Source organism: Marinibium conchae, assembly GCF_015595035.1.
Lineage (GTDB): Bacteria > Pseudomonadota > Gammaproteobacteria > Enterobacterales > Alteromonadaceae > Glaciecola.
The window spans coordinates 1,211,048-1,227,896 of sequence record NZ_JADNRN010000001.1; the positions used below are offsets into that span (position 1 = coordinate 1,211,048).

General features: G+C 42.9%; 14 protein-coding genes. All 14 read left to right on the forward strand.

Annotated features, from left to right (window positions below):
- Positions 1-45 precede the first annotated feature (45 nt).
- The 14 genes from ISG33_RS05095 to nhaC all read left to right on the forward strand — a co-directional run bounded on the left by ISG33_RS05095 (position 46) and on the right by nhaC (position 16,849).
- Positions 46-1,233, forward strand: coding sequence for a thiamine pyrophosphate-dependent dehydrogenase E1 component subunit alpha (locus ISG33_RS05095; RefSeq protein ID WP_195732432.1), 1,188 nt, complete (start codon positions 46-48; stop codon positions 1,231-1,233).
- A complete protein-coding gene (locus ISG33_RS05100) occupies positions 1,233-2,210 on the forward strand; it encodes an alpha-ketoacid dehydrogenase subunit beta (protein ID WP_195732433.1) in 978 nt (325 codons plus the stop codon). Before ISG33_RS05095 ends, ISG33_RS05100 begins: the two co-directional genes overlap by 1 nt.
- A gap of 7 nt (positions 2,211-2,217) precedes the next feature.
- Positions 2,218-3,846 (forward strand): dihydrolipoyllysine-residue acetyltransferase, encoded by a 1,629-nt coding sequence (locus ISG33_RS05105; protein ID WP_195732434.1) that lies wholly within the window; start codon positions 2,218-2,220, stop codon positions 3,844-3,846.
- A 96-nt stretch (positions 3,847-3,942) separates the two neighbouring features.
- Complete coding sequence (locus ISG33_RS05110) at positions 3,943-4,848, forward strand: 23S rRNA (adenine(2030)-N(6))-methyltransferase RlmJ (protein WP_195732435.1); 906 nt, start codon at positions 3,943-3,945, stop codon at positions 4,846-4,848.
- 27 nt (positions 4,849-4,875) lie between these two features.
- Positions 4,876-6,726: a serine/threonine protein kinase gene (locus ISG33_RS05115; protein ID WP_195732436.1), complete on the forward strand. Its 1,851-nt coding sequence runs from the start codon at positions 4,876-4,878 to the stop codon at positions 6,724-6,726.
- A gap of 67 nt (positions 6,727-6,793) precedes the next feature.
- Positions 6,794-7,660 (forward strand): acyl-CoA thioesterase II, encoded by an 867-nt coding sequence (gene tesB, locus ISG33_RS05120; protein WP_195732437.1) that lies wholly within the window; start codon positions 6,794-6,796, stop codon positions 7,658-7,660.
- Positions 7,661-7,697: 37 nt separating this feature from the next.
- Positions 7,698-8,222, forward strand: coding sequence for a gamma carbonic anhydrase family protein (locus ISG33_RS05125; RefSeq protein WP_195732438.1), 525 nt, complete (start codon positions 7,698-7,700; stop codon positions 8,220-8,222).
- Positions 8,223-8,765: 543 nt separating this feature from the next.
- Complete coding sequence (locus ISG33_RS05130) at positions 8,766-9,995, forward strand: nucleoside recognition domain-containing protein (RefSeq protein ID WP_195732439.1); 1,230 nt, start codon at positions 8,766-8,768, stop codon at positions 9,993-9,995.
- Positions 9,996-10,179: 184 nt separating this feature from the next.
- The gene (locus tag ISG33_RS05135) at positions 10,180-10,650 is read left to right on the forward strand and encodes a free L-methionine (R)-S-oxide reductase MsrC (RefSeq protein ID WP_195732440.1); all 471 of its coding nucleotides are present in this window, start codon (positions 10,180-10,182) and stop codon (positions 10,648-10,650) included.
- 48 nt (positions 10,651-10,698) lie between these two features.
- Positions 10,699-10,980: a hypothetical protein gene (locus ISG33_RS05140; protein WP_195732441.1), complete on the forward strand. Its 282-nt coding sequence runs from the start codon at positions 10,699-10,701 to the stop codon at positions 10,978-10,980.
- Positions 10,981-11,005: 25 nt separating this feature from the next.
- The gene (gene proQ / locus ISG33_RS05145) at positions 11,006-11,662 is read left to right on the forward strand and encodes an RNA chaperone ProQ (RefSeq protein ID WP_195732442.1); all 657 of its coding nucleotides are present in this window, start codon (positions 11,006-11,008) and stop codon (positions 11,660-11,662) included.
- Between the two features lie 71 nt (positions 11,663-11,733).
- Entirely contained in the window at positions 11,734-13,881 is a 2,148-nt protein-coding gene (gene prc / locus ISG33_RS05150) for a carboxy terminal-processing peptidase (RefSeq protein ID WP_195732443.1), read from the forward strand.
- A 124-nt stretch (positions 13,882-14,005) separates the two neighbouring features.
- Positions 14,006-15,346 (forward strand): sodium-dependent transporter, encoded by a 1,341-nt coding sequence (locus tag ISG33_RS05155; protein ID WP_195732444.1) that lies wholly within the window; start codon positions 14,006-14,008, stop codon positions 15,344-15,346.
- A gap of 9 nt (positions 15,347-15,355) precedes the next feature.
- Positions 15,356-16,849, forward strand: a complete 1,494-nt coding sequence (nhaC, locus tag ISG33_RS05160; protein WP_195732445.1) for a Na+/H+ antiporter NhaC — start codon at positions 15,356-15,358, stop codon at positions 16,847-16,849.

Consider the following 16,849-nt stretch of genomic DNA (forward strand, 5'->3'; position numbering starts at 1 on the left):
TCATTAGTATATAGCGCTTAACCATAACCATAATGGATGTGACCCATGCAGGATCGAAATCACCTTTCTAAGGTAAATGTTGTGTCAACACTTGCAGTGATAGAAAACGGTTTGTTGGATATTCCAATGATTCAGTTACTTGATGAATCTGGAACCGAGACCAATCCAGAACAAAGCCCAAATATAGACGAGCACACCGCTAAAAAAATTGCATCAACAATGCAATATATTCGCTTGCTAGACGAGAGAATGGTTGGCGCACAACGTCAGGGAAGAATTAGTTTTTATTTATCTTGCACAGGTGAGGAAGCGTCGACCATCGGAAGTGCGGCGGCCTTGTCGGACGACGACATGATAATGTCACAGTACCGCGAACAAGGTGCATTAGCATATCGTGGATACAGCACTGAACAGTTTATGAATCAAATGTTCAGCAATCAACTTGATCCTAATAAAGGTCGTCAAATGCCGATCCATTATGGTGATAAGCAGTTGAACTTTATGACGGTGTCATCACCTTTGGGTACTCAAATACCCCAAGCAGCGGGCTTTGCATACGGGCAAAAAATGGCAGGCAAAGAAGCCGTTACGATATCTTACTTCGGCGAAGGTGCTGCTTCAGAGGGGGATTTTCATGCTGGTGTAAATATGGCGGCAGTGTTGAATTGTCCGGTAATATTTTTCTGTAGAAATAACGGCTACGCCATATCGACGCCCGCAGAGGAGCAATTTAAAGGCGATGGTATTGCCTCAAGAGGTATCGGTTACGGCGTGAAAACCCTACGGGTTGATGGGAATGACGTTTTAGCTGTTTATGCGGCCACTAAAATGGCCAGAGAAATAGCACTTGCCGAGAATTGCCCTGTGCTTATTGAGGCGATGACTTATCGGTTAGCAGCGCACTCTACGTCGGATGACCCAACAGGCTATCGCTCTAAAAGTGAAGAAGAAAAATGGCGAGCAAAAGATCCGCTGGATCGATTTATTAAATGGCTTGATGCCAAGGGTTGGTATGATGAAAAAGCCAGCGAGGCATTTTTAGATAAGTCGCGAGCTGAGATTTTGGCGGCGGTTAAAACAGCGGAAAAAGTAGATGTCGCACCAATCGAAGATATTATTGAGGATGTTTATGATGTAGCGCCATGGCACTTGAAGGAACAACTTGAATCGTTGAAATCGCATATAAAACAATACCCAGAGCACTATCCTAAAACAGCAGGGAGAATCAAATAATGGCGCAGATGAATCTACTTCAAGCGATAAATAATGCGCTCATTACCGCGATGACCGATGACGAGAAAGTCATGGTATTTGGTGAGGATGTTGGGCATTTTGGTGGTGTATTCAGAGCCACCAGTAACTTACAAGAGAAATTTGGCAAAGGACGTTGTTTTAATACTCCGCTTACTGAGCAAGGGATAATCGGCTTTGCCAACGGTTTAGCGTCTCAGGGCTCCGTCCCCGTTGCTGAAATTCAATTTGGCGATTACATTTTCCCTGCATTTGACCAAATCGTCAACGAGACGGCCAAATGGCGTTATCGTTCCGGCGGACAGTTTACGACAGGTACCCTCACTATCAGAACACCATACGGCGGTGGTATTGCTGGCGGTCTGTATCACTCTCAGTCACCAGAGGCTTTCTTTGCGCATATACCCGGTATGAAAATAGTGATTCCTCGGAACCCGCATCAAGCAAAAGGCTTGTTGCTCGCCTCAATTCGTGACGATAACCCTGTATTGTTCATGGAGCCTAAAAAGCTCTACAGAGCATCCGTGGGAGATGTGCCAGAAGAAGACTACGAGCTCGCGCTCGGTAAAGCCGATATGGTGCAAGAAGGGACTGACATTACGTTATTAGCATGGGGTGCTCAAGTTGAGATAATTCAACAAGCAGCCAAAATGGCCGCCGAAATAGGCATTTCTTGTGAGCTCATTGATTTGCAAAGTATTTTGCCATGGGACGTAGAAGCGGTGTGTGAGTCTGTTTGTAAAACTGGGCGACTGTTAATTAACCACGAAGCGCCGTTAACTGGCGGTTTTGCAAGTGAAATTGCGGCTACAGTGCAGGAGAGGTGTTTTTTATACCTCGAATCACCAATTTCACGGGTGTGCGGATTAGATACACCTTATCCACTTGCGCATGAAAAAGAATACATGCCCGATCACCTTAAAACGTTTGAAGCCATCAAACGTAGTATGAACTTTTAGGAGGCAAATGATGACTGATTTTATTTTGCCCGATATAGGCGAGGGTATCGTTGAATGCGAACTGTTAGAGTGGTTAGTTGCTGAAGGTGACCTTATTGTCGAAGACCAGCCCGTGGCTGAGGTTATGACCGATAAAGCAACAGTGCAAATACCCGCTATGCATAATGGTATTGTTACGAGACTTCATTATAAGGAAGGAGACATAGCAAAGGTGCATGCTCCACTTTTCGCTATGGAAATAGAAGGCGACACAAGTAGCCAGCATGAGGACAGTGAGCAACAAGAAACACCGCGGGGCAAGATGACTGAAAATCCGGCAGCCGCTTCGACTAAAACGGAAGCGTTTATCTTGCCAGATATTGGTGAAGGTATCGTCGAATGCGAGATTGTTAAGTGGTGTATAAATGAAGGAGATGAAATAGTCGAGGATCAGGTGGTGGTAGAGGTCATGACCGACAAAGCCGTTGTTGAAATTCCTGCAAAATTCAGTGGTCGCGTGACTACGCTTCATTACCAGCAAGGCGATATAGCACAAGTTCATACGCCGTTATTTGACCAGGTAATTGCCATTGAGAGTGGTCATTATGAAGACACAGCAGTGGCCGAATCTGATGTTGCCACCGACAGTAATGCGAAAGATGATTATACGAAAGCTAGCGATGCACAATTAGACTCAAATAAAAGTACCAAGGTACTTGCAAGCCCTGCTGTAAGAAGAGTTGCGCGCGAACACAAAATCACTATTTCCGATGTAAAAGGCTCTGGTAAGAAAGGTCGAGTCTTAAAAGAAGATATCGAAGCTTTTGTGAATTCGAAATCGTCGCTTAACACCCAAAAAGTCGAACACAATCGACATTCAGAGAAAGGCATTGAAGATCAAAAACTGGCTAATGCTCAAACCCAAAGCCAACAAACTAGTGTTTCAGATAACGTTTCGCAAGTGATCCCCATGCGCGGTATCAAAGCAGCAATGGCGAAGCAGATGGTGGCAAGCGTCAGTACTATTCCACATTTCACTGTTTCTGATGAACTCAATATGGATAAACTCATTGCGCTTCGAAAACAGCTCAAACCCGAGTTTGAACAGCAGGGTATTAAGCTTAGTTTCATGCCTTTCTTTATTAAAGCCTTGTCGCTAGCGTTGCGTGAGTACCCCGTGATTAATTCTCGGTTAAGTAATGACGCGAGCGAGCTACACTATCTTAGTGCTCACAACATCGGTATGGCTGTTGATTCTAAGATTGGCTTATTAGTGCCTAACATTAAAAATGTTGAATCACTGTCTTTGTTTGATGTTGCAAAAGAGTGCGATCGCATTGTTAATGCAGCTCGGGAAGGCAAGTTATCAAACAGCGACCTAAGCGGTGGAACAATTAGCATTTCCAACATTGGTGCAATTGGTGGAATAACGGCAACTCCAGTTATTAATAAGCCAGAGGTTGCGATTGTTGCCCTTGGCAAAACTCAAACTCTTCCACGCTTTAATGAACTTGGAGAGGTGTCTGCGCACAATATCATGATGGTGAATTGGTCAGGTGATCATCGCGTTATCGACGGCGCCAGCATGGTTCGTTTCAACAATTTGTGGATGAGTTATCTTAAAGACCCTGAAAGAATGTTAATGCATTTGAGCTAAGCCGTTTCTTGTTGCGCAGCTTCGATGTAACATAGCACGATTGCAGACCTGCACTGTTCAAGTGCAGGTTTTTCGTACTAGGGGTTTTTGATATTTATGCTTAGCTACTCTCACGCTTTTCACGCAGGTAACCACGCTGACGTGCTAAAGCACCTTACTGTAATCGCGATACTACAAAAGCAACAGATTAAGTCGAAGCCTCTATTCTATATGGACACGCATGCCGGGCAGGGCAAATACTCCCTGCAAAGTAATGCGGCAAAACTCAATGACGAAGCCTCAACTGGCATCCAGCATTTAGTTGATGGCTACAAGAGTAATCAATCAGAGATTTTAAGCCCTTCATTATCTTATTACCGTGATTTATGTGTTCGCTATATGGCGCAGCATGAATACCCTGGTTCACCGCTTGTGGCAGACTCCTTATTGAGAGAAGTCGACAAAGGCTTTGCTACCGAACTCCATCCTCAAGCATTTTCTGAACTTGTACAAAATTGCAAGGGATGTGGCATTAAGGTGCAAAACAGAGACGGGTTCGAGGCATTAGTGGCAAGTATGCCGCCGACACCAAAACGTGGTTTGGTATTAATTGATCCGCCCTATGAACAAGCAGGTGAATATAACAAAGTTGTTCTCAATATCGAAAAGGCGTTAAGACGATGGGCAACAGGAGTATTTGCAATTTGGTACCCCTTGCTGTCTCCAAGACGAATATGCAGGGCAACACAGCAAGAAGAATTAAACCCGAAGGCCTCACTTAGCGATGACTTACGTCGGGAGTGTTCAGCTTTATCAGCCAAATCAATCTTAGATGTACAATTCGCACCAAGCCCTGCCAGCACAAAAGTGGGTATGTACGGCTCGGGGATGATAGTGATTAATCCACCTTGGAAGTTAGAGGAAGAGCTGGCGCAAGCGTTAGCAACTTTTACCAATATTGCGAAGTACCAGAGCAACAATGAGCATCCTAAAGTCATCATCAATTGGTTAAAAACGGATTAAGTTGACCTAAATGCTACTGAGATAATTATGCCTCAACAAGACATCAAACATTTTTATATACCTGATGATCAGTCTATCTATTTGTTGTCTCACAAAGACGCCAAGAAGTTAAAAGATTGGGTGAACTTGTGCGTGTCTCAACTGGAAAAGTTGGGATACATTGATATTGAAATGATTGGTAAAGGAGCATTTGGTTTTGCCTTCGCAGGCACTGCAAAAAATGGTGATCAGCTCGTATTTAAATTTTCTCGGGTTACGCTTCCTCAGCATATTCAGGATAGATTGGAAGAAGAGGCTTTTATGCAAGCTTTGGTAAAACACCCGCATGTGCCTGACCTGTTGGAATTCCAGAGAATAAAAAAACAATCAGTATTAGTCATGGAACGTGCCAAGGGTATCGATTTTGAGAAATATTCACTGCAATACGGGCCCTTGCCTGCTCGTTTAGTAATAAAAGTAGCAGTGCAGCTTTGTGAAATATTAGCCTTCTTGAGGGCATTTGTTTTCGATGGTCATTTAAAACCGATTGTGCATGGCGATATCAAACCCTCCAATCTAGTCTGGTGCGCCGAAACGGAGGAAGTCAGCTTAATAGACTGGGGCTCTTGTGTATTTGCTCAGATAGATACTAGAGGGCAGCCGATAACCACGAATGTGATGGATTTAATGTCATCTGATTTACAAAGCACAAACGCGCGCCTCGGTGATGTTTACTTTATAGGTGATGATCAACTAAACGGTAAATTGTCTAGCCCACGTTTTGATGAGCAGGGGCTAGCGAGTACCATTTACGCTTTAGCATCGGGGCAAAGCTCGCGCTATGGAAGAAAGGCAATACCGCCAAGCTCATTAGCTTTACCACAAGAATTTGCAACAGTACTTGAGGCCTTAATGAGTGATGAGCCAGCAAGGCGAGAGGAAGCAGGCGATTACCTATTGAAAAACTATACTCATTACAAACGTTTGGTTTTTTGTGACGAAAACCTGAGTGAAAGCAGAAGTAAAGAGCTCTGCTTGCTTCCCACATGGATATACAAAGAGCGCAGAGACATCGAAACAGTCGTTTACAGTTCACGTAAGTCCTATCTGAGGCAACTAGATATAGGCAACGTGGCTGAACTAAATTATATTGATGATGCCCAGTTCGATAGGTATTACAAAAATTATTTGCAAGGAATGGGGGAAACTGAAAAAGGTTTTATCGCTGCAGTGAGTAGATTAGGTAAATATCCGGTTGTAGGTGGCCTTGCAATACGTTGGGAAGATGAAGGTATTTACGTCGATTCTAGTCTGAACTTGTTCGATCCTAGTCGACAATACTCATTTGACCGAAGCGTTGATAATGTAATTCATCTTGCTCGTGCAATGAAACGCAAAGGTGTTTTCAAAAGCTGTATGTTTAACGCGAAAAATACACTTCACGTTGAAAGGCAAAACGACAACATGCCTTTCAAGCCCTCTTCGGCACTCGGTATTCCTTATGAAAAAAGTAAAATATCCTTGTCTGAAGACCAGAGCCGAATGCACTCATATTTCGAGGATGGCGACGACCCAGATGAGTTGCTCAAGCTGCCTAATTCATTAATGTCCATATTGACCAAGCTAAATGATATACATCACACAGGCTGTATTATCTTTGAGGCTTTACCTAAACATTTAAAGATCCACAACTATTACACTCTTCTCGATCACAGCAAACAGGCTGAATTTGAAGACTTGTTAAATGGCATTATTGAACTTATACCTGAAATCAATGGCCTCGGCATATCGGGTTTTATGAAGTTACCGTATAAAGATACACGCTTCTTTGAACACAAAGCGGCTTTGGAGCAACGTTTTTATCCTAGAAATCCTAAACAAAAAATATGCGATGGATAATGAGCTTTGAGTCAGCAAATGCTACTCTTGTGTCATATTCGTAAAATATTTCAAAGACGAGGTAAGTTTGTCGGAAGCTAAATTAGAGCATTTGCTCGACCTTGAGAGAATTGAAGACGGTTTTTATCGCGGGCAGAGCTGGGACCTAGGCTTTAGAGCTTTGTACGGTGGTCAAGTGCTAGGGCAGTCTATAGCGGCAGCATATCAAACCGTAGAGCCAACGCATGTGATTCATAGTCTACATAGTTACTTTCTGCTACCTGGTGATGCTAAAAAACCGGTTGTTTATGATATTGAGAATGTGCGAGATGGCCGAAGCTTTTCATCAAGAAGGGTGAAGGCGATACAAAATGGTCGTATTATTTTCGACATGACTGCCTCCTTTCAAAAGCCCGAAGATGGCTTGTCTCATCAGTTTGCCAAGATGCCAAAAGTTGCTTCGCCAGATAAGGTACAACAAGATATTCGTTTTTATGAAGATAATTACGACAAGCTTTCTGACCATATGAAAGAGTCCTTGAGTTACCATCGACCAGTGGATATTCGCACCGTTGATTCTGCGAATGGCTACACTGCGGAAAAGCGCGACCCGAAACGGTGTATCTGGATGAAGAGTCGAGATTCGCTCGACGATTCTCCACTGAGCATGCATCAAGCGTCTCTCGCTTATGCATCTGACTATCATTTCCTTAGCACTTCATTGCAGCCACACGGCTTGGCTGTTCACGACAAGTCTCTCAGATTAGCCACGATAGATCATGCGATGTGGTTTCATAAACCATTTAAATTTGATGATTGGTTATTGTATGAGATGGAAAGTCCATTTAGCGGCACCGCTAGAGGATTGGTTCAAGGTAAAGTCTTCGATCAAAGCGGCAGTCTAGTTGCCAGCACGATGCAAGAAGGACTGATGCGCCAGATTTCTACGAAATAGACACTCACTTTTCTAATATGACCATTTAGGAGTATGCATGCTTTATCAATTAGGTGATGACAAAGTCTCAGTTGCCGACGGCACTTATATTGCCCCAGGAGCTCAAGTGATGGGAAAAGTTGTATTGAAACAAGCTTCTAGCATCTGGTTCAATGCGGTGTTGCGAGGTGATTGTGACTTAATCGAAATTGGCGATGGAAGCAATGTTCAAGACGGATCGATACTACATACCGATTATGGCTTCCCTCTTATCGTGGGAAAAGGCGTAACTATCGGGCACAAAGTAATGTTGCATGGTTGTAAAATAGGCGATTACAGCCTTATTGGTATCAATGCAGTGGTATTGAATGGTGCAACTATTGGCCATCATTGTGTTATTGGTGCAAATGCATTGGTAACTGAGGGAATGAATATCCCAGACTACTCTGTAGTGATGGGTTCTCCCGCTAAAGTTGTTAAGCAGTTGCCATCTGACAAAGCAATAATGCTAGAAGAATCTGCGGCACACTATCAAAAAAACGCTAAACGCTTTGCAAAGGACCTTAAAGAGCAGACACTCTGATTTTTGTCGGGCTAAAATAAAAAGGCCCGGAACATAAGTTCCAGGCTTAGGGGAATGGCTCATTACTGAGCCTTGCGCTAACTTTACCGTTGATACAATCTTCGGGTCTGTTTCGAACTTAACACTAGCTAAAGTTCAGTATACGGTTTGCTTTGTTTAAGCACTGTTGCTGTGCTACTTAACCTGAAGAATAAACGTACCTTTGGCACAACATCATATCAGGGAGAAGTGTGATACAAATTTCAACGGATCACCATAATAGATCACATTTGCATAAATAATAAACAGATTTCTCAATTATTTTTAAATAACATCAATAAGATACAAGGGATGAGAGTGCTTTTCAATAGTTAATTGCTATAAATTACAATTGCTTAGTGATATTTTATATACACAAGCTATACAGGGTAAATTAACATCTTATCCACAGCTTATTAAATCTCATTAAGTTAAACTAGCCACCAAGCTAAAACTATAACAAACTACCTACCTTAGATGTTTGATTAGCCAAACTATAGCTCTGGACTGACTTAAAGGAATATTATGCTTCATCGAATTTGGCTCTTTTTTATCATAAGTGCATTTTTAGCAACCTGTGTGAAAGTTGGTGTTACAGGCGATCTCGGTGCATTTGAAGATGTTATGAATGCGGTTGTATCGATGGCCAAAACAAGTGTCGACATTGCGATTGGCTTAATTGGGCTGCTGGCTTTTTGGTTGGGTATCTTCAAAGTAGCTGAAAATGCAGGTTTAATTGATAAATTTTCCAAAGTACTGGCTCCTTTACTGTGTCGCATAATGCCAGGTATACCTAGGAATCATCCTGCATTGGGCAGTATCACCATGAATATGTCGGCGAATGTTCTTGGGTTAGATAATGCTGCAACACCTTTTGGCATCAAAGCGATGCAAGATATGCAAAGCTTAGCGCCTGTCAAAGATACCCTAACTAATGCTCAAATATTGTTTCTTGTGCTCAATACTTCTTCGGTCACTCTGTTTCCGATTGCCGTATTTTTGTATCGGGCCGAACAAGGAGCAGCGCAACCTACCGATGTATTTATTCCCATCTTGCTAGCAACAAGCGCCTCAACGTTGGTGGGCTTATTTGTTACCTGTGCCGTGCAACGCGTCAATCTCTTCAATAAGGTTGTTATCACCTATTTGGTTGGGGTATTTAGTTTTCTAGCAGCTGTAATTTTATATTTTTCGAGCTTAGCTGCGGCGCAATTGGCCGAGCAATCTTCACTGATCGCAAATTTTTTATTGCTCTTGTTTATTGTCGTTGTGCTCGTTGCGGGTTATCGAAAGAAGCACAATACCTATGATTTATTTGTTGATGGTGCCAAGCAGGGCTTTGAAGTTGCAATCACTATAATCCCCTTTCTGTTAGCTATGCTGTTCGCGATTGGCATGCTGCGAGCCAGTGGGCTGCTTGAAATGGTGATGCAGGGGATTTCATATGTCGTTTCTGCGGTCGGTTTTGATACTCGTTTTGTTGATGCTATTCCAAATGCACTGATGAAACCACTCAGCGGTAGCGGTGCCAGAGCGCTTATGATAGAGACAATGCAACATCATGGGGCAGATTCATTTGCCGGCAGACTTGCATCGGTAATGCAGGGAAGTACAGAAACGACTTTTTACGTATTAGCTGTTTATCTTGGCGCTGTTGGAATTAAGCACAGTCGCTATGCGGTTGGGTGTTGTTTAGCAGCCGATGGCGCAGGGATATTAACGGCAATTGCAGTAAGTTATTGGTTCTTCGCTTAGCTTGCATTAGAGGAAGTAGACTGTTTTGTAGGCGTTTTCATCTACGGAAACAAAACGAAACAACTTTTAGGTCTAAATTACTGTTTATTTCCGCGTTTAGTGTTTTTCTCTCTTATCTCAACATGATTGAAAGTGTTAGTATGGTGTGATTAACATTAGAGCATCTATAGGGTTTTTGTCTCAAATGACAGATGAGCAACGTGATAAACAATATAAAGAAATGCATGCGCAAATTGTTGCACTGATAACAGGTGAAACGGATGTAATTGCAAATATGGCCAATATCTCAGCCGTATTATTTAACGGTTTGAAAGATATCAACTGGGCTGGTTTTTACTTATTTAAAGAGGACCAGTTAGTGTTAGGTCCATTTCAGGGGCAACCAGCTTGTATTCGAATTCCAATGGGTAAGGGAGTATGTGGAAGTGCTGCATTGGAAGAAAGAACCTTTGTAGTAGACAATGTTCACGAGTTTGACGGCCACATTGCCTGTGACGCTGCGTCCAACTCAGAGATTGTGGTTCCGGTTTTCTCTGCTGAGCATAAATTGCTTGGGGTTCTCGACGTTGATAGTCCATTGTACGAACGTTTTACAAACAGTGACAAAATTGGCTTGGAAGCAATAGCTAAGGCCTTGACTGCTACTCTTCAATAAAACCCTTTCTAGTAGAACTTGATAAAATAGACATACTGAGGTTCGGCCATGAAGCAATTTGTAGATATTCATACACTATTGAGCACACCTGAAGACATGGAAGATATTCACGATGACAGTGAAGAGGCCTCGGATAAATTAAACCTCATTCTTCACATGGTTTTTGATCGTATAGAAGAAGATGAAGAAACCGACAGAATTAACAATATTTTGTCGAAAACATGGGAACATTGGCATCAAGATCGGTATTTATTAGATATTGAGGTTGACGATTTGGTTGATTGGGTAGATCATCTATTATCAACTTGGGACGATTCTGAAGAATCATAAACATTAGTGAACACGAAGTAATTTAATGGAAGAACAACAAAAATTAGCAAATAGCAAAGAGGTTCTTGCCTTTCTTGTTAAAGAGTTTCCGAAGTGCTTTTCGCTTGAAGGCGAAGCAAAACCACTAAAAATAGGCATTTTTCATGACCTATCACAACGTTTAGAAGGTGACGCTCGTTTAAGCAAGAGACTACTGAGAATGTCACTAAGACACTACACCAGCAGTTGGAAGTATTTAGCTTCTATCAAGGCTGGTGCTTTCAGAGTCGATCTCGATGGCGTTGATGGCGACGCAGTTGAGTTGGAGCATGCCGAACATGCGGCAGCTCAGCTCAAAGAAAGTAAGTCGAAGGCTGCTGAAAAACGTCAAGAACTTAAAAAACAAAGCCAAGAAAAGAAAAGTTATAAAAACCGTGCGAATATACCCGGAAAATCCTCAACTAAGCCTAGCTCCAAGGATAAACTAAGAGCTGACAAACGTCCAAAACCTGCAGCTCCTAAAGTTAAAGTTAGAGAGTTGCTTGAAGATGATCTAAAAGTCGGCGTACTTGTATCAGTTAAGGTAGGCAGCACACCAATGCCTGCAACAATCACTGAAGTGGCCAAAGATGGTATTCACGTGCAACTTAATTCTGGTATGACAGTCAAAGTGCAGAAGGCGCAATTACGACTAGCACTTTAGATGGTGCAAGGAGTTTAGGCCTCGTCAATTGTTGCTGAAAGGCTAGTTATAACAAGTAAAAGGTAGAACATATGCAGAAGAGTTTAGGTAAGTCGTTCAAGCGCAGTGTAATTTGGGCTGCCGTCACAGGCGTGTTCCTATCGGGTGCCGCACTTGCATTAGTCAATACTGCTGAAGTCGACTCCTTAGACGAGGCAGCCAAAGCTACTGCTGAGGCAGTCGCACTGGCAGCATTGAGCAAGAGTACTGATTCGACGGCATCTATTCCTGACCTCAAGCAAGAGCTTCAGCATACTAAATCTGCCAAGCGCATTACCGAAACCTTCACTCGTTCACATTATAAAAAGATTGAAATCGACAACGCTTTATCACAGAAGATATTTGACCGCTATATACGCTCCCTTGACTCAAACAAAAGCTTCTTCTACGCCAGTGATATAGAAAAGTATAAAGAATTCGAAAATAACTTTGATGATGCCTTGAGAAAAGGGGATCTAGAGGTCGCTTATGAGATCTACAAGTTAAATTTGGAGCGTCGTGCGGAGCGCTTTAGATATGCCCTGAGCTTGCTAGACAATGAATTCAAGTTCGATAAAGCGGGTGACAAATATTTTTACGATAGGGAAGATGAGAGTTGGCCCGAAAGCCAAGAAGAACTCAACGAAATATGGCGTCAAAGAGTTAAATATGACGCATTAAACCTAAAAATGGCTGACAAGTCTTGGGAAGAAACACAAGAAATGTTGAGTAAGCGCTATGCGCGCGCTATTAAACGTTTGAGTCAAACGAAAAGCGAGGATGTATTTCAAACTGTCATGAACAGTTTCGCAAGAAGCATTGAAGCGCATACTAGTTACCTCAGTCCAAGGGGTTCTGACCGTTTCCAAATGGAAATGAATTTGTCGCTTGAAGGCATTGGCGCTGTGCTCCGCTCAGAGGAAGACTATACAACTATTGTGAGTCTTGTTGCAGGCGGGCCGGCAGATAAATCTGAACAAGTCAAACCTGAAGATAAAATAGTCGCCGTTGCACAAGACGATGAGGATTTTGTCGATGTTGTTGGTTGGCGTTTGGATGACGTTGTTGAGCTTATCAAAGGCCCTAAAGGCAGCATTGTTCGCTTACAGATCCTCAAGGGAGCTGGTGAAGGAAAAAATTACGCTGAGGTAACCATTACCCGAGATAAAGTAAAACTAGAAGATCGCGCCGCAAAATCAGAAATTTACATTCCTCAGGGTGGTCCTAACGCAGGGCAGAAGCTGGGGGTTATCGAGATCCCGAGTTTTTATCATAATCTTCATGTTGATGTGAAAAAAGAACTCGATAAGCTCAAAGCCGAAAACGTCCAAGGGGTTATTGTTGATCTGCGAGGGAATGGCGGCGGATCACTACCAGAATCTATCTATCTTAGTGGTCTTTTTATTGACAAGGGCCCAGTAGTTCAGGTGCGTTATGAAAACGGCAGAATTAATGTCGACCGCGATACTGACGGTGTTGTGCATTACGCTGGACCACTTACCGTAATGGTTGACCGCTACAGCGCTTCAGCAAGTGAAATTTTTGCTGCAGCAATGCAAGACTATAATAGAGCGATCATTGTCGGTGAGCAAACCTTTGGTAAAGGTACTGTTCAGCAACATAGAGGGCTGAACCGCTTGTACGACTTTGACAAAGATAAATTTGGTGCTATTCAATTTACTATCGCTAAATTTTATCGGATAAGCGGCGGCAGTACCCAATACAAAGGTGTTACCCCCGACATTCAATATCCATCGCCGATCGATCCTGCAGAATGGGGAGAGAGCAAGGCGGAAAATGCGTTACCTTACGATAGCATTAGAAAGGCAAATTACACTGAATTAGACATGTACGATGGTCTGATTGATGTGTTAACGGCAAAACACAATGCAAGAGCGCTTAAAGATCCAGAATTCGCCTATATTTTTGAAGATATTGCGGAATATAATGAAAATAAAGATAAAAATTATATTTCTCTGGTTGAGTCTGAAAGGCTTGAAGACAAGAAAAGTAACGACGAATTAAGATTACGACGCATTAATGAGCGTCTTGAGCGCATGGGCTTCGACAAAGTGGCAAGTTTAGACGATGATTTGCCCGACGAGTTAAGCGAAATTGACCCTTTTCTTGCTGAGGCGGCAAATATCACTTTTGACATGATCAGCACGGGTAGATACGCTCTCAATAGCAAAAGTTCGTAAAATTTATGCTTTGACCTGAGGCAGCCTAGCGCTGCCTTTATTAGTTAATAGACAAGAAACGAAACTGTAACAACTATACCAACAGGGTCAGAAGACTCGATAATAATAAAAAAATGAGGTAGTTATGAGTGCACGCGGTGAGTTTTCCTCGCGAATAGGGTTTGTTTTGGCAGCTGCTGGTTCAGCTGTAGGCTTGGGTAATATTTGGGGCTTTCCAACAAAAGTTGCCGAGAATGGCGGCGCCGCATTTGTTCTTATGTATCTAGTAATGGCCTTCTTGTTGGCATATCCGGTGTTAATGGCTGAGTTAATTATTGGTCGCGCAAAACGAGCCAATATGATTGATGCCCTAGGTAGCCTTTCTTCTTCACCTGTATCTCAGTTAGCTGGCAAGATAACGGGTAGTATAGGCCTTACAACAGTAGTGTTTATTCTCGCTTTTTATAGCATTGTAGCCGGTTGGATGATCGCTTTTTTCATTGATGCTGCCACTAACATGCTTGGGCTAAATTTGCCGTGGTTAACCACTTTCTCGGAATTGCGCAATCTGTGTTTTATGATAGTTTTCCTTGCCCTAACTGGCATAGTCGTGAGCGGGGGCGTAAGTGGCGGTATAGAGAGGTGGTCGGTTCGCTTAATGCCGACCTTATTCATTATTATCGTTATACTTATTATTTATGTGAGTTTCCAAGATGGCGCTATGGAAGGTTGGAAAGCGTATTTAGTTCCTGATTTCTCAAGAGTTCTCGACCCAGGTTTGTTGATAGATGCAATGGGTCAAGCCTTCTTCTCGATGTCTTTAGGTGTCGGAACGATGTTGGTGTATGGTTCTTATATTAGAAAAGAAGAGAACTTGCCTAAACTAGGCGCTTCCGTGGCTTTAGTAGATATTGGTGTTGCAGTGATTGCAGGCATGTTGATTATTCCAGCCATGTATGTTGCTGCTAACAATGGTGTGCAGATTTTCACTGAAAGTGGGGCACTCATCCAAGGCGACAGTCTAATATTTAATGTATTGCCAGAGCTGTTCAAGACCATTGAGGTGGTCGGCTACCTGGTCGCTACTGCGTTTTTTGCATTGATGGTTATCGCGGCATTAACCTCCTCGATATCCATGTTGGAAGTACCCGTATCGTACTTAGTTGACAACAAAGGGTTTACGCGTAACAAAGCTTCTCTTGTTCTTACCCTCAGCGTGATGCTCATCTCTGGCGTTATCGTTTATAATTATGATGCTTTATTTGGACTGGTTATCACCCTTACAACAGAATATAGTCAGCCTTTGTTAGGCTTTGCGTTGTGCATATTTGCAGGTTGGGTTTGGCGTCGTAATGATATCTTAGCGGAATTGAAAAATGGGAATGAGCAGGCTGAGCAAGGCTTGTTTTGGAAGTTATGGCCTTGGTATGTACGTTTTGTATGTCCGGTCATTATTGTATCGATGTTCGTAAAGTCGTTAGTATAAGGAAGTATAATGTCATCATCACCATCCCCAAGCACTGAGCGCGAGCCAACATCACCATCGTTAATCGACGCACTTATTCCCATTGTCATGCTTGTTATTTTCATGGGCAGCGCAGTATATCTATACGGTGAAGATTCCTCCTACGGACCAAACCAAATAGCGCTTTTACTCGCCATGGGAGCAGCCGCGATTATCGGCTTAAAAAACGGATACTCATGGAAGGCTATCGAAGCAGGTCTAGTTAAAGGTATTTCGATGTCTTTAGGGGCTTGCATGATCCTCTTCGTTGTTGGCTCACTGATTGGAACTTGGATGCTCTCGGGTACAGTGCCAACGCTTATCTATTATGGCTTAAGCTTACTCAATCCAAGCTTCTTTTATGCTGCGGCTTCCCTAATATGTGCAGTTGTGGCCATGAGTATTGGCAGTTCATGGACTACCGCAGCAACGGTAGGTGTGGCATTGATTGGGGTGGCGACTGGCATGGAAATGTCCTTAGCGATAACAGCAGGGGCTGTAGTATCAGGCGCGTACTTCGGAGATAAGCTATCGCCATTGTCTGAAACTACCAACCTAGCCCCCGCTATAGCCGGAACTGACTTGTTTGAACATATTAAATATATGTTATGGACAACTATCCCTAGCTTTATCATCAGCTTAGTTTTATTCGTCATTTTGGGTTTTAGTGAAGATGTTAGTCAGGTTTCAAGCAGTATCGAAACAATGCAAAACACCCTTGCTAGCCAGTTCGATTTAGGCTGGTATCTGTTAATTCCGTTAGTGTTGCTATTAACCTTAGCGATTCGAAAAATGCCTGCATTTCCGGCAATTGCCATTGGAGCCCTAACTGGCGGTGTGTGGGCACTACTTTTTCAGGGTGAGTTAGTTGCTTCAATGTTGGATAATGACAAGGCCGAGTTTGTACAAAATCTGATGGTCGTATGGACTGCTCTCTTCGATGGTGTTAGTTTCGAAACTGGTGATGCAAGCCTTGATAAGTTGTTAAGTAGAGGTGGTATGTCGAGCATGCTAAATACCGTCTGGTTGATTATTTGCGCAATGAGTTTTGGTGCGGTCTTAGAAAAAGTCGGTTTGCTAAAGGCTGCTGTGTCGGCCTTTTTAAAAGGTGCGACTAGTGCGGGCGATATGATTACAAGAACCATACTCACTTGTATCGGCACCAACCTGATCACAGCCGACCAATATATCAGCATTGTAATGCCAGGGCGCATGTATAAAGAAGAGTTTGAAAAACGTGGGCTTCATCAACTTAACCTTTCTCGAAGTTTAGAGGATGGGGGGACACTAACGTCGCCTCTTATCCCCTGGAATACCTGTGGGGCATACATGTCCGGCGTATTGGGTGTGTCTGTCCTCGATTACCTGTTTTATGCCTTTTTCAATTTAATCAATCCAGTGTTAGCAGTGATATATGCATTTTTGGGTATTAAAATTCTTCGTCTCGAACCGCCAAAGGTGAAGATAATCAATACTGAGGTCTAA